This window comes from Brachybacterium sp. FME24 (assembly GCF_014897705.1).
Lineage (GTDB): Bacteria > Actinomycetota > Actinomycetes > Actinomycetales > Dermabacteraceae > Brachybacterium.
Map to the genome: position 1 here is coordinate 20,413 of NZ_JABUXV010000030.1, position 13,784 is coordinate 34,196.

The window sequence follows — 13,784 nt, forward strand, 5'->3', positions numbered from 1 at the left end:
AGAGCGGCGCTCAACTGGCTACGACTACTGGCCGGTGAGTAGACGCGCTGCTGACGGCGCTGCGGATGCGGCTCGGAGGTGCGCGGCGGAGGCTTTGAGGTAGATGCCGGTGGTGGCGATGCTCTCGTGGCCCAGGAGTTGCTGGACCTCGGAGATGGGAACACCAACGTCGACCATCGAGACGGCGTAGGTGTGGCGGAGCGCATGGGCTGCTTCACCGTCGGGTTTGACGATGCCGGCGCGTGCGTAGAGCCGATTGATCCGGTAGGAGATCGTGTCGCGGGTTAGTGCTCGGCCATCGGGTCGAATGAGCAGGGGAGTCGTGTCGGCATCGCCTGCGGCGTGCTCTGCCCGCCAGGCCAGGTAGATGTCGATCTGCGCGGCGACGCCGGGGTCTAAGGGGACGGTGCGTGCCTTGCGGCCTTTGCCGAGCACTCGCAGGGAGGGCTCGTCGCCCGGGCGGTAGTCCAGGAGGCGGAGGCCGGCGGCCTCGCTCGCGCGCAGTCCGCCGGCCGCCAGGATCAGCACGATCACCACGTCCAGCAGCGGCGCTGCCGGACGCGCCTTGGGGTCCTCGGCCTGCGCTGCGGCAAGGAGTGCAGAAATCTGGCCATCAGTGAACGCCACCGGCAGGCGTGATGGGGTGCGGGGTGCTTGGATCGCGGCCATAGGGTCTACTGGCAGACGGGACTCCAGGACGAGGTACCGGCACAGCCCGCGCAGAGTCGTCACCAGGCGACGGCGAGTGGCCGGTGCGAGCTCGGCGTTGTTCATCTCCGCCAGTGCAGCTTTGATCACCGGCCCCGTAAGGTCCTGCACCCGCACAACGGAGCCCAACTGTGCCTCCAGATAGCGTTTCCACGAGGCAAGATCGCCGCGATAGGCCTTCGCCGTCTCCACGCTGATCGTGCGACCAACGGCACGCCGCTCAGCGATCCAGTCCCGGGCCGCATCTTCGAAGAACTCGCTCATCCGCTCACGCTAGAGCGCGACCCGGCCCCGACCACGACGACACCCCGGCCTAGTACGCATAATCTTGATTATGCGCACTAGACGGGCGGCTCCCCCAAGGCGTCTCCGCTCGTGCGCCCACTCCGGGGCTGCCGGCCTCGCGGCGGGATCGGATTACGAGATGAGCGTGAGGTACTGCTTGCGGGCGCGCATCGAGTGGATGATCTCCTCGGTGCCGTCATCCCAGATCAACACCACCAGCTCGAGAAGACGGGCATGAGTGTCGAACCCCAGGCGCAGCTCGCGTTGCGGGTTCTCCTCATCCAGTGGCGCTACGTAGACCGCAGTGCTGGCCGCGTGAATGGACTCCTCGGGAGCAATGTCGTGCTTGAGCGCTGAGGGCCGGACCCTCACGCGGTCGTCCACTCTCGCACTGCTCGACGGATCGCTTCGGAGCGATTCAGGTGCTCGCGATCAGCGCGCTGCATCAGCGAGGAAATCTCTTCGTCGGTGAATCGCACCGGCACAACCTGTGCCGCTTGCTCACCGCGAGTGGGCCGTCCGCGCTTGCGCAGCTGCTCCACGTCGTAGCCAGCTTCGGCTTCAGCAACCCAGGCATCGACCTGATCCTCGGGGACCTCATTACCTTGCATCTTCCTCATGCCGGATATTGTAATACGTATATCGATGGCATAGCTAGCCCGGGCCATGCGCGACCTAAGCACAATGGGCTGCACAAGCCGTCGTTCACCGAGGCGCGCGGCGCACCCGGGGGCGCCCGACCCTGCTGTGGGAGGGCAGCTAAAGCAGCCGCTATGGGCAGATTTCAAGGCTGGCACTCTCCGGGGGAGAGTGCTAATCTGCTCGCAGTTGAGTCGAAGGGACTCAAGGTTGGTAGGCCACCATTCCCGGAGGTGGCCGCGACAGGAAGGAGACATCATGGCTACCTACGACCCGTTCCGTGAGATGGAGCGTCTCGCGAGCAACTTCCTCGACCCCGGGCGACGGGGCCCTCGGCAGATGCCGATGGACCTGTATCGCGCCGGCGATCACTACGTTCTCTCCGCTGACCTGCCGGGCATCGATCCCGGGTCCGTCGATGTCGATGTCGATGGACAGCTGCTGACCATTCGCGCCGAGCGGACCCTCGCGACCGATGAGCAGGCGCAGTGGATCACCCGCGAGCGCACGGGAGGAACCTTCCTGCGCCAGCTCAGCCTCGGACAGGGACTGGACACCGAGCGCATCGCCGCGAGCTACGACAACGGCGTGCTCAGCGTGACGATCCCGATCAGCGAGAAGGCCAAGCCCCGCAAGATCGAGATCACCACGCAGAACACTCCCCAGCAGATCGAATCCTCAGCGACCTGATCACTCGATCACCCTCACCGAAGGCCCCCGGCTCCCCGCGAAGCCGGGGGCCTTCCGGCGCTCAGGAAGCCAAACAACCGGAACCGCCGCCCACTTACTCGCGATGATGATCAGCACGGTGCCGAGCTGCGCAAGCAACAGGTCCGCATAACTTCGACTATGCGCATCAGCTTCCGGGGCTCCCCGATCGACCATCCCCCACCCGCAGCGGAGCGACGGATGGGTTGCCGAGGACGACAGGCGTGGAGATTAACGTACGGCGCGGCGAGGCGCCGGTGTCGTACGGATCACCTCAACTCGAGGCCTACCTGTGGTCAGAGCCGCGTCCATGCGCGACATATACTCATGTCATGCGAATGATTCCCATTACCCGTATGGCTGTGGTGGCATCTGTTGTGGTGCTCGCGGCTTGCAGTTCCCCCTCGGCCGACCCCTCCTCTGATGACAGCGTGGCAGCGGCTCAGCTGACCAGCTGCGGGCTTGAACTGGCGTTCGATCGCGTGCCCACGCGTGCGGTCACGCTGGAGCAGGGATCGACCGAGATGATGTTGGCGCTCGGGCTTGGTGACTCGATGGCGGGTACCAGCTACCTGACTGACGCTGTCGCGCCGGAGTTCGCAGATGCTTATGAGCAGATCCCGGTACTGGCCGATCAGTACCCGACGGCGGAGCAGCTTCGCGGGGCGGATCCGGACTTTGTCTACTCGATGCGGGCCTCTGCGTTTGCCCCCGATGCGGTGGGAGAACGCAGCGAGTTGCGTGACCTGGAGGTCCCGGCGTATCTGTCGTCGAACGACTGCGAGGACCCGAACTTGGTCTCTGCCGAAGGAGGCTTCGAGCAGATCTTCGCTGAGGTGACCGATATCGCGACGATCTTCGATGTGGCCGACCGGGGCGAGGATCTGATCGACGCGCAGCAGGAGGTTTTGGATCAGGTGGCTGCCTCGGCTCAGGCTCTGGACGGGGTGGAGGTGGCCTGGATCTACTCCACTATTAACGGCGCTCCCATCGTGGCCGGAAATGCCGGCCTACCGCAGACGATGACCGAGCTCGCCGGCGCCGAGAACGCCTTCGATGATCTGGACGCCCAGTGGACCGAGACCAGCTGGGATCAGATCTCCCAGCGTGATCCTGATGTGCTGGTGTTGGCTGACCTCTCTCGCGGCCTGGACGGCGACAGCGCACAGGACAAGATCAAGACCCTGCGTGCTGACCCGGTCACCGCGCAGCTCGCTGCGGTGCGGGAGGACCGGATGGTCGCGATCCCAGCTACCGAGATGGATCCGTCCGTGCGAAGCATCAATGCGCTGGAGACGTTGTCAGAAGCATTGGTCGAGCTTGAGGGGGCTCACCGATGAGCAGGGGTGTCGATGCTGTGGCCGAGTGGGCCCGCGATCATCTGGAGAGCTGGGACCGGCAGCAGGCCTCGTACATCAACCGGCGCGAGGACCGGTTCGCCGTGATGCTCGACGTGCTGGCCGAGACGGTTCCCGAGGACGCTTTGGTAGTGGACCTCGCATGCGGTCCGGGGTCGATCTCGGATCGGGTACTGCGGAGATTCCCGCGGATGAGCTGTCTTGCTGTCGATTACGACCCGATGCTGCTCGAGCTCGGTCGACTCGCCCTGGCCGAGCACGGTGATCGGGTGACCTTCCGCGAGGCGGATCTCTGGGACCCGACGTGGATTGAGGCTCTGGGTGGTCGGCGGCCGCACGCGGTGCTGTCCTCGACCGCGTTGCACTGGCTGCCGGCCGATGTGCTGAGCCGGGTCTACCGCGAGGTGGGCGAGCTTCTGCTCCCTGGCGGTGTGCTGATGAACGCCGATCATCTGCGTCAGCTCGAGGGGCGTCCGTTGTTCGAAGAGCTGAGTCGCCGGGATGACGCGGCTACCCAGGCTCGCGATCAGGCATCCGGCGCGCTGACCTGGGACACTTGGTTTTCTCGAATCGCTGATCACCCTCACTTCGCGCCCCTTCGTTCCGAACGGGAGCGCCGCTTCGCGAACAGACCGCCGAACCCGGATCTGAGCGCCGCGTTCCATGTCGCCGCGATGCGTGCCGCGCAGTTCCGCGAGGCGGGGCCGATCTGGCAGCACCTCGATGACTTCGTCATCCTCGCGCAGCGCTGAGCGGGTTCGCCAGATCGCGACGGTACTCGGCGCGTGGCTGGTGCTCGTCGCAGGCGTTCTTGTGTCGATCGTGGTCGGTGGCGGTGAGATCGGATGGTCAGAGACGCTGCGATCGCTAGGGAGCCACATCGGCCTGCCGGTGGAGCCGTTGTCGACGTTGGCCGATTCGGTGATCTGGCAACTTCGAGCCCCCCGTGCGCTCATGGCTGCGGTGGCCGGTGCTGGTCTAGCGACCTGCGGCGCGCTCTTGCAGGCGGTCACCCGAAATGCGTTGGCGGAGCCCTACCTTCTGGGCATCTCCTCGGGGGCCTCGACCGGGGCTGTTTTGGTGATGGTCACCGGGCTCGGCGCGGGGGCACTTTCCCTGGCGGCGGGCGCCCTGGTCGGCGGGTTGGTCGCTTTCGGGCTGGTCCTCGCCCTGCTCGGGCAGCACGCCTCAAACACGGGACGACTGGTCCTGACCGGGGTCGTGGTCGGGCAGCTTTTCACCGCGATGACATCGTTGGTTCTGCTCGGGTGGGGCGACGCGGACGCCGCGCGTGGCTTGACGTACTGGCTGACCGGGTCACTGGCAGCCGCGCGCTGGCCTGCTGTCGCGTTATGTGTCGGGGTAACCGTCATTGCCCTGGTGGTGGCACGACTTATCGCATCCGACCTCGATGCCTTCGCTTTCGGTGCCGTTGCCTCCGCTTCGCTCGGGGTGCCTGTGACCGCGGTGCGGAGCATCGCGCTGGTCGCCACCGCTGCGGTGACGGCGGTCGTGGTGTCCGCTGTGGGGGCGATCGGTTTCGTCGGCTTGATCGTCCCGCATGCGGTCCGTGCCCTGATCGGTCCCCAGCATCGGCGTCTGTTGCCCGCCAGTGCGTTCGGTGGCGCAGTCTTTCTCCTGCTAGGGCGTGTCTCCCAAGACTGCCGCCACCGAGGGTCCGATAGCGTGCGGGCCATCTCCTAAGCCTGCGAGGTGGCAGCGATGACGGATCAAGGCCTCCGAGGATCGCGACGGCGCGACGGATGGGTAGTGGCTCTGAGCGCGGCAGCGGTCGGAATCCTGATCGTTCTACTGCTGTTCCCGGCCTCCGGGATTGATCGGAACCCGCCCGAGTGCTACTCGATTTTCGGGTATGTGGTCCCCTGCGGCGCAGGGCTCTCAGTCGGTCTCGCTCTTGCCGGCGCAGTGGTTGCTGGCGCCGTTGCGTACGTGCTGATGCGACGTCGCAGGCGGTAAGAACGAGGCGACGGTTCTACGCGCGCAGCCACGTCATGATGGCTGCGAGGACGACGGCGCCGCGGTAGGTCACGGCGTGCTTGTCGTAGCGAGTGGCCAGCCCACGCCACTGCTTGAGCAGACAGAAGGCGCGTTCGACGACGTTGCGCTGCTTGTAGAGCGCCGGGTCGTAGGCCACCGGCCGGCCCCCGCGTGAGCCTCGCCGCTTCCGGTGTCCCTGCTGGTCGCGAGGTTCTGGGATGACAGCCACGATGCCGCGACGCCGCAGCTCTGAGCGGATAGCCCGCGAGGAGTACGCCTTGTCTGCAAGCAGGGCGTCCGGGCGGGTCCGTGGTCGCCCGGCGCCAAGGCGGGGGACTCGGATGGCGTTCAACAACGGCAGGCACATCGGAGTATCCCCGCCCTGGCCAGGTCCGACGAGCACGGCCAGTGGCCTGCCCTTGCCGTCGACGGCGTGGTGGATCTTCGTCGACAGGCCACCGCGAGAGCGGCCGACGGCATGGTCAGGCGGCTCGAGTTCCTGATTCATGTGATTCGCGTCGGCCCCCTGTGCTGCGGGGAAGGGTGGTGGCGTGCTGATGCGCCCGGTTGATCGTTGAGTCCACGCTGACCGCCCAGTCGATGTCACCGGCCGCGTCGGCCTCGGCAAGCACCACGGCGAGGATCCTGTCCCAGGTCCCATCACGACTGAACCGGCGATGCCGCTTCCACACCGTCTGCCATGGGCCGAAGCGCTCAGGCAGGTCCCGCCACGCCACCCCGCACCGATAGCGGAAGATGATCCCTTCGACTACTTGCCGGTGGTCCCTGAACGGCCGAGAACGGCCGCTGACCTGCGGCATCAGCGGCGCGATCCGCGCCCACTGCTCATCACTCAACTCGGAACGACGACTCACACGCCCAGCATCGCGAGCGCGGGCGGCTCAACTTGGGAGACACGCCCTAGCTGACCTGGTTGGGCGGATAGTTCTCGCTCCGCGGGAGCTGCCTGTGGGAGTGATCACTGCACTGATCGGTGTTCCGGCCTTCTTGATCGTCTTGCGCCGTAAGGAGCGGACATGACCCTGTCGCTACACGGCGAGCAACTCACCTACTCGGTACGGGGACGCCTACTGCCGATCCTGGACGGGATCGACTTCACTGCTACCCAAGGCAAGGTCACGGGGCTACTTGGCCCGAACGGCTCCGGCAAGTCGACGCTGCTCCATATCCTGGCGGGCGTGTCCGCTCCCACATCCGGGCAGGTAAGAGTCGGAGATCGACCATTGAAGGAGCTCCCTCGCAGGGACCGAGCCCGTCAGCTGGCCATGATGGAGCAAGCCAGCGACACCGACACCGATCTCACTGTCGCCGATGTTGTCGCCCTAGGCAGACTGCCCCACCGAGCACGCCTAGCCCTCGAGAGCCCGCACGACGTCGATGCCTGCGACCTGGCATTGAGCTCAGTGGGGATGACGGGAACCGAGCGCCGGCGCTGGCGGACCTTGTCCGGTGGAGAGCGCCAACGAGTACACGCAGCCCGTGCACTGGCACAAGAACCCGCCGTGCTACTGCTGGATGAGCCGACAAATCACCTGGACATCAAACACCAGCACCAGCTGCTGTCAATGCTGAACCAGCTGACGAGCGGTGGTCTGACGGTCGTTGTAGTCCTGCACGATCTCTCGCTGGCAGCCCAATACTGCGACCAAGCGGTGGTCCTGGATAGCGGCCGAGTCCACGCAGCGGGTGAGATCGCCGAGGTGCTGACCTCCACAACCCTACGCAAGGTCTTCGGCGTCGAAGCACAGATCGCGCGTGCAGGCGAACGCCTGTCGGTCCAGATCCTTGGGGTCACCGGGCCGCTACCCGCTGCCTGACCGGCTCCGCCCAAGCCACAGGCTGGTTACCCCTGATGCCACCGGCTACCGCGGGGCGTGCTCCCGTGCCAACGAGACCCAAAGGTCGGGCGAGCGCTCAGTAGGGCGCATACCTCTGATTATGCGCACTGAGCGCAATCGTCCCCGATCGCTTCTGAGCCCCGAGTAGCGTGCTCCCCCGCCTATGTAGCGGTGGGGATGACCAGTGGGGTGCCCGTGACGGGGTCATCGATGACCATGGCGGGAAGGTCGAAGACGTCCCTGACCAGGTCGGCGTCGATGATGTCTTTCGGTGCTCCGCGGGCCACGATGCGGCCATCGCGCATCGCGACGATGTGGGAGGCGTAGCGGCAGGCGTGGTTGAGGTCGTGGAGGACCGCGACGACGGTGCTTCCACCGCGGTGGAGCTTTGAGCACAGGTTCAGGACGGCGATCTGGTGAGCGATGTCGAGGAAGGTAGTGGGTTCGTCTAGGAGGAGGAGGTCGGTCTCCTGGGCGAGGACCATCGCGATCCACACGCGTTGGCGTTGTCCCCCGGACAGTTCGTCCACGAGGCGGTAGGCGAGGTCTGTCGTGCCGGTCGCCTCGAGCGCCTGGTCGATGACCTCGAGGTCGTGGGGGGTGTTACGGGCCAGGAACCCTCGGTGGGGGAAGCGACCACGAGCGACGAGGTCTCGGACGCGGATGCCGTCCGGGGCGATCGCGCTCTGCGGCAGAAGGCCGAGGATGCGCGCGATCGCGCGGGAAGACATGTCCTCAAGGTTCTTGCCATCGAGGCTGACGATGCCTGCTGTGGGTTTTAGGAGGCGGGCCATCGACCGCAGCAGAGTGGATTTGCCACAGGCGTTGGGGCCGATGATGACGGTGAACGAGCCGTCGGTGACGGAGATGTCGAGGTCCTGAATAACGCTGCGGTCGCCGTAGCCGATGGTGGCGTGGTCGACCTGGAGGCGTGTGGTCATGACCGTCCCTTCCGTCCTTCGTGGATGAGGAGCCAGACGAGGTAGGCCCCGCCGAGCGATACCGTGACGACGCCGACGGGTAATGGTGTCTGGGGGTGGATGCGTTGGGCAATGTAGTCGCTGCCCAGCAGGAGGAACGCTCCGACAAGGGCAGCGGGGCCGATGGCGACGCCACTGTCGTGGGTCAGGCGCCGAGCGATCTGGGGGGCCGCCAACGCCACGAACGAGATCGGGCCTGCGACCGAGGCGACGACCGCGACGGCGGAGATCCCCACGACGATGAGCAGGATGCGAGTGGTCTCGGTCCGGATGCCCAGCGAGGTCGAGAGGTCATCCCCCATCTCCAGCAAATGCATCCGCTCGGAGAGCACCGTGGCGAAGACTGCGATGAGGAGGACGGCCACGGCGGAGAGGCGGACGTGGCTCCAGGACAGACCGTTGAGGGATCCTGCTCCCCAGATCGCGACGCGCATGGCGTCCTCCACCTCCGCGCGCAGGATGATCCAGGTGTTGACCGCTGAGAGCATCGCGGAGACACCGATACCGACGATGATCAGACGGAACCCGGGGAGCCCGGCTCGGGCACCCGTTCCCCGGGTGCGGGCCAGCAGGTAGACCGCGAAAGCGGTGAGGATCCCACCGAGGAGAGCGCCGCCGGCGGTGCCCAGCGAGGACCCGCCGAGGAACAGGATGACGACCAGCGCGCCCGTGTAGGAGCCGGTGCCGAACCCGATGATGTCCGGGCTTCCCAGCGGGTTGCGGGTGAGGGACTGGAAGATCGCGCCGCCGATACCGAGGGATGCCCCGAGCAGGACAGCGACCAGTGCTCGCGGTAGCCGCCACTGCCGGACGACCAGGATGTCGCCGGCGTCCCCAGTCCCCAGGAGCGCGCCGATGACGCGGCCGGCGGGGATGGGGACCTCACCGGTCCCGACGGATACGACGAGCACGAGGGCAGCCGCCAGGAGAATCACGAGCGTGACAATCGCCTTGCGAACCGTCAGGTGCAGGACACCCCCGAGGCGGGTGGGGACGGGGATCACCCGGGGCCCCCGTGCCTTCGGTGTCCTCGTGGTGGTTGCGTGGGTTGTCGGTGTGGTCATAGGCCTGACACCGCCCGGGTACGGACCATGGCGATCAGCACGGGCGCGCCGAGGAACGCGGTGACGACTCCGACGGGCATGCCACCGGGGGTCGCTACGCGCGCGAGGACATCGGCGCCGAGGATTAGGCAGGGGCCGGCCAGTGCCGAGAGTCCGAGGATCCACCCCTGGTGGGGGCCCACGATCCACCGGATGATGTGAGGCACCATGAGGCCGACGAATCCGATGGGACCGGCGATCGCCGTGGCAGCACCGCAGGCCGTGGTGATGCCCAGGATCCCCAAGAGGCGCGCCCGCAAGAGCGGGACGCCGAGCGTGGTGGCGAGATCATCTCCCAGGGCGATGGAGCTGAGGTAGCGCGCTGCGGCGGCGGCGGCAAGCAACCCGATCGCGACGAACGGGAGGGCCTGCAGCGTCGGCCCTATACCCCGCACGGCGAGGGAGCCGGCGCTCCAGGTGCGCATCGCATCGAACGCTCGGACATCCAACAGCGTGATCGCCGTGGTCAGGCCCGTCATGACCGCGGCGAAAGCCACGCCGGCCAGGGTCAGTCGGATGGGGTCGGCGCCCCCGCGGCCGGCCGCCCCGATGGCAAGGACAGCCACCGTCGCGATGAACGCCCCGATCACGGCGCACCACAACTGGCCCTGCATCCCGCCGATACCGAGCAGGGACACGCCGGCAGCAACCGCTACCGCGGCTCCGGCGTTGACCCCGAGGATGCCGGGATCGGCCAGTGGGTTACGTGTGAGGGCCTGGACGAGGGCTCCGGCAACCGCGATCGCGGCCCCCACCGCGACCCCGGCAACCGTGCGTGGAACCCGGGAGCCCCACACCACCTGATGATCGATCACGGACATGTCCGTGGATAGGAGCGCGTCCACGACTGTCCCGGGTGAGATCGAGCGGTCCCCCACCACGAGGCTTGCCATCACCGCGACGACAGTGAGAGCGCCGAGGGCGGGAGGGGCGATCGCCCGGATCACGGGTGGCCGTGAGACCACCTCGAGCTGCTGCGTGGCATCGGCGGGGGGTGTTGGGTGGGTGGCCGCGGGGTGGCGAGAGGCCCGTGGGGACGTCACGGGATGATGCGCTCGGAGTCCTCCAGGACGGCCGCGAGCTCGTTCAGCCACGCGGTCTGCGCGACGTAGGTGTAGGCCCGCTTGTCGTCCCAGGTTCCGATCTGGTCGGCCTCGACGGCGGGCAGGGACAGCCACAGCGGGTTCTCCTCGTACCCGACCGACGTCTCGGCCTGAAGGATCACATCGGCGGGGTAGTCCGCGATGCTCTCCCAACTCACCTCGGCCCAGGAGGACTCCTCCGGGGCCTCGGGGCCCACGAGCGCCACGCCATCCTCAGCGAGCATGTTCAGCACGCCATGGGTGGTGCTGGTGTAGATGACGTCTCCGGTGGTGTTGAACGCCAGGACTGTCAGGTCCGGCTTCTGTCCGGTGACCGTCCGGAGCCGCTCACGAGCGGCATTGAAGTCCTCTTCGGCCGTCGCGATCTCGCTTCCGTCGCTGTCGGCCCCCAGCGCCTGGGCCAGGGCACGGTATTCTTGGATCATCTCCGGCGGAGTTCCACCCATGCGAATGGGCAGGAACGGCGCGACCTCGGTGGCCTGGTCCCTCACCTCGTCCTCCCACCAGGTCCACCCCGTTCCCTCCTGGTTCCCGACCCCGATGATGAGGTCAGGCGCTGCAGCAGCGAGCTTCTCAAGGCTGAGCTCACCCTCGAGCCCCAGGACATTCAGCGCATCAAGATCCAGGTCCCCTTTGCCCGACCCTGTGGCGCCGAACCCGAAAACCCCGACCGGCTCGATGCCGTACGGCTGCAGCGCCGCCGCGGAGTAGATGTCCGCGACGATCCTCACCGGGGCCTGGTCCAACGAAATCGTGACCCCGTCGTAGTTCGCGGGAGTAAAGGAGAAAGCCTGCTCACCACCAGGGCCGGGGTCCTGTTCACTGGCGGACTCGGACCCCGAACACGCGGCGAGACCGAGCACGCTCAGGCCCGAGAGGCTGGACAGGGTGAGGAAGCGACGACGCTGCATCGGACTCTTTCGATCGGGATGGGGCCACCTCGCTGATGAACCAGCGAGAGGACACGTAGGACAAAGTGGAGCCCGCGCAAGTGCGCTGCGACCACACCATGGCTAGTGCAAGGATAGGCTAACCTAAGTAACACAGGTCGGCCTCCACTCACGTGATGGCACCCGTCCCGACCTGCCCCGACGTTCAGGAGCACCCCATGCCACGCCCGACGGCTACCGCGTTCGAGGCCGAGGTCACCGCGATCGAGGACCTCAGTCACTCCTTCCGCCGAGTCACGCTCAGTGGCGCCGGGATGGAGGGCTTTGGCATCGAACATCACCCCCAAGACCTCCGCTTCAAATTGATCATCCCGCCCGGCGACGGCGCCCCAACGTTCGATCTCCCCTCGTTCCTCGCCAACCACGAGGATCCTTCGCTGTCCTGGTACCAGGCGTGGCTACAGCTCGACGAGGACGTGCGTGGATCCATGCGCACCTACACCGTGCGGGAGTGGCGCGACGCCGAGCGTGAACTGATCGTCGACATGGTCCTGCACACCAGCGAAGCCAGCGATGGGGGTCCTGCGAGCAACTGGGCCACCGCAGCGGAGATCGGTAGCCGCCTGCACGTGATCGGACCCGCTCGAGATGTGCCCCGAGGTCGAGGTGGCATCGAGTTCGATCCCGGCACGGCCCGTCACCTCCTGCTCGCCGGTGACGAGACCGCCGTCCCGGCCATCGCCTCGATCCTCGAGTCCCTCACCCAGCCCCCATTCGCCGCAGAAACCCTCACCGGACACGTGATCCTCGAAGTCCCGCACGCCGGAGACATCCTCACGCTCGACGTCCCCGCCGGCATGGAGGTGACCTGGCTCGTTCGAGGTGAACGCGACCACGGTGACCTCATGCGCGCAGCCGTCCGCGAGACCGTCCAGCCCGCTCCCGATAGCGACGCCCAGGCAGTTGACCTCGACGACATCGATATCGACGCGACCATCCTGTGGGACGTCCCTCGGGCCCTGAGCGGCGCAGCCCGCAACAGCGGGACCGACACTCCCCAGGGTGAGCGCCCGTTCTACGCCTGGATCGCTGGTGAAGCCGCCGCCGTCAAAGATATCCGGCGCTACCTTGTCCAGGACATCGGGATTGACCGCCGCCAGGTCGCATTCATGGGCTACTGGCGAAAAGGCCGCGCCGAGGGTTCCTAACCCACCCCAGGAGGAATAAGCGCATGGGGAGGCGCCGTGGGTGCAGCAACAGGGGCGCCTACCGCTGTTTCGCAGTTCTCGGAGCGATGGGGGGGGGTGACTCGGGGTCCGGCTCTCCTGATCGCCGCGCGTAGTGCTCGGCCCGTCGGACGCGGAGCCAACCGCAACGCCTCTCATACACTCAATGACGTCCCATCTGGCCAAATAGGGGTACGCAGGATAGGCCGACCACAGCGAGAGGACACCTAGTGAGCACGCCGAGTGAGCGCCTCGAGGCAGAAATCTGGCTCGAGGCAAACTCCCCCGAGGTGGCGCCGGAGGCGAAAGACAGGTTCTTCGCCGCAGTGCATGAGTACTACACCCAGTACCCCACCGCCGACCGCAGGCCCGACATAGCCGCGATCCTCCGCGAGGATGACGAGGCGTTCACACTGATCCTCCGCGCCGTCCTATCCGAGGACGCATCTCGGGCACCTGCTGCCGAGGACGTCCCCGCGGTCCCCAGCGCGAGCTATTCACACATCGGTGCTGAATCGCCCTAACGACCGTTGCCGTTGGCGACCCTCCGTAGTCGTTCGGCGTCTCAACCTGCCAGAGGTACCCCTGCAGAGAAAGGTAACGGTGGATGATCACGGACGATCACTAACCAGCGCCACTCGAGCGACCCGTCCTCCCACCGTGCCGACCCCACCACTCGGAGTATGCGCAGCATGGCGGGTGGAGGTGAGCCGCAGGGTCAGGTTCCCCTTCATGGGGTGCACGGATCGCGCCCCCGCACTCCCCCGACAACGTCTACGGGTGTCGCCGCCATTACGGCCCCACAGGCGTGGGTGCGTGCAACTCGGTGCTTGTGAGGCCAACCTCGGCGAGGGCCGCCCCCAGGGTTATGAGGCTCTTCGCAGATGAGGGTGTAGCAGCGGGGTGTGGGGTAGGCGCGTTGGTGCC

General features: G+C 66.6%; 16 protein-coding genes. 8 read left to right on the forward strand and 8 right to left on the reverse strand.

Going from position 1 to position 13,784, the window contains the following annotated elements; translation table 11 throughout:
• Window positions 1-24: 24 nt before the first annotated feature.
• From INT51_RS21180 to INT51_RS21190, 3 genes are all read right to left on the reverse strand, one after another.
• Window positions 25-972 (reverse strand): tyrosine-type recombinase/integrase, encoded by a 948-nt coding sequence (locus INT51_RS21180; protein WP_193107390.1) that lies wholly within the window; start codon window positions 970-972, stop codon window positions 25-27.
• A gap of 153 nt (window positions 973-1,125) precedes the next feature.
• A complete protein-coding gene (locus INT51_RS21185; RefSeq protein ID WP_193107391.1) occupies window positions 1,126-1,365 on the reverse strand; it encodes a hypothetical protein in 240 nt (79 codons plus the stop codon).
• Entirely contained in the window at window positions 1,362-1,613 is a 252-nt protein-coding gene (locus tag INT51_RS21190; RefSeq protein ID WP_193107392.1) for a ribbon-helix-helix protein, CopG family, read from the reverse strand. Before INT51_RS21190 ends, INT51_RS21185 begins: the two co-directional genes overlap by 4 nt.
• A gap of 277 nt (window positions 1,614-1,890) precedes the next feature.
• On the opposite strand from INT51_RS21190, the gene INT51_RS21195 reads away from it, so the two are divergent.
• The 4 genes from INT51_RS21195 to INT51_RS21210 all read left to right on the forward strand — a co-directional run bounded on the left by INT51_RS21195 (window position 1,891) and on the right by INT51_RS21210 (window position 5,402).
• Window positions 1,891-2,322, forward strand: a complete 432-nt coding sequence (locus INT51_RS21195; RefSeq protein ID WP_193107393.1) for an Hsp20/alpha crystallin family protein — start codon at window positions 1,891-1,893, stop codon at window positions 2,320-2,322.
• A gap of 350 nt (window positions 2,323-2,672) precedes the next feature.
• Window positions 2,673-3,680: an ABC transporter substrate-binding protein gene (locus tag INT51_RS21200; protein WP_193107394.1), complete on the forward strand. Its 1,008-nt coding sequence runs from the start codon at window positions 2,673-2,675 to the stop codon at window positions 3,678-3,680.
• A gap of 104 nt (window positions 3,681-3,784) precedes the next feature.
• Window positions 3,785-4,450, forward strand: coding sequence for a trans-aconitate 2-methyltransferase (locus tag INT51_RS21205; RefSeq protein ID WP_193107395.1), 666 nt, complete (start codon window positions 3,785-3,787; stop codon window positions 4,448-4,450).
• Window positions 4,422-5,402, forward strand: coding sequence for an iron ABC transporter permease (locus tag INT51_RS21210; RefSeq protein ID WP_226986029.1), 981 nt, complete (start codon window positions 4,422-4,424; stop codon window positions 5,400-5,402). Before INT51_RS21205 ends, INT51_RS21210 begins: the two co-directional genes overlap by 29 nt.
• A gap of 289 nt (window positions 5,403-5,691) precedes the next feature.
• On the opposite strand, the gene INT51_RS21215 is transcribed toward INT51_RS21210, so the two are convergent.
• Window positions 5,692-6,571 (reverse strand): IS5 family transposase gene (locus INT51_RS21215; protein ID WP_193107397.1). Its coding sequence is split into 2 segments (ribosomal slippage): window positions 5,692-6,222 and window positions 6,224-6,571, totalling 879 coding nucleotides; the frame shifts between segments, so codons are not numbered across the junction.
• Between INT51_RS21215 and INT51_RS22880 the strand changes: the two genes are divergently transcribed.
• Both INT51_RS22880 and INT51_RS21225 read left to right on the forward strand, forming a co-directional pair.
• On the forward strand, window positions 6,453-6,737 hold the full coding sequence (locus INT51_RS22880) for an iron chelate uptake ABC transporter family permease subunit (RefSeq protein ID WP_193107398.1): 285 nt from the start codon (window positions 6,453-6,455) through the stop codon (window positions 6,735-6,737). The two genes, INT51_RS21215 and INT51_RS22880, sit on opposite strands and share 119 nt — an antisense overlap.
• Complete coding sequence (locus INT51_RS21225) at window positions 6,734-7,534, forward strand: ABC transporter ATP-binding protein (RefSeq protein ID WP_193107399.1); 801 nt, start codon at window positions 6,734-6,736, stop codon at window positions 7,532-7,534. Before INT51_RS22880 ends, INT51_RS21225 begins: the two co-directional genes overlap by 4 nt.
• A 182-nt stretch (window positions 7,535-7,716) precedes the next feature.
• Here INT51_RS21225 and INT51_RS21230 read toward each other — a convergent pair whose 3' ends face one another.
• From INT51_RS21230 to INT51_RS21245, 4 genes are all read right to left on the reverse strand, one after another.
• Entirely contained in the window at window positions 7,717-8,496 is a 780-nt protein-coding gene (locus INT51_RS21230) for an ABC transporter ATP-binding protein (RefSeq protein WP_193107400.1), read from the reverse strand.
• Window positions 8,493-9,470 (reverse strand): iron chelate uptake ABC transporter family permease subunit, encoded by a 978-nt coding sequence (locus INT51_RS21235; RefSeq protein WP_193107401.1) that lies wholly within the window; start codon window positions 9,468-9,470, stop codon window positions 8,493-8,495. Before INT51_RS21235 ends, INT51_RS21230 begins: the two co-directional genes overlap by 4 nt.
• Before the next feature lie 125 nt (window positions 9,471-9,595).
• A complete protein-coding gene (locus INT51_RS21240; RefSeq protein ID WP_304502280.1) occupies window positions 9,596-10,603 on the reverse strand; it encodes an iron chelate uptake ABC transporter family permease subunit in 1,008 nt (335 codons plus the stop codon).
• 74 nt (window positions 10,604-10,677) lie between these two features.
• A complete protein-coding gene (locus INT51_RS21245; RefSeq protein ID WP_193107402.1) occupies window positions 10,678-11,652 on the reverse strand; it encodes an ABC transporter substrate-binding protein in 975 nt (324 codons plus the stop codon).
• Window positions 11,653-11,849: 197 nt separating this feature from the next.
• Here INT51_RS21245 and INT51_RS21250 point away from each other — a divergent pair, with 197 nt between their 5' ends.
• Both INT51_RS21250 and INT51_RS21255 read left to right on the forward strand, forming a co-directional pair.
• Entirely contained in the window at window positions 11,850-12,839 is a 990-nt protein-coding gene (locus INT51_RS21250) for a siderophore-interacting protein (RefSeq protein ID WP_193107403.1), read from the forward strand.
• A 248-nt stretch (window positions 12,840-13,087) separates the two neighbouring features.
• Window positions 13,088-13,381, forward strand: a complete 294-nt coding sequence (locus INT51_RS21255; RefSeq protein WP_193107404.1) for a hypothetical protein — start codon at window positions 13,088-13,090, stop codon at window positions 13,379-13,381.
• The last annotated feature ends 403 nt before the right edge of the window (window positions 13,382-13,784 follow it).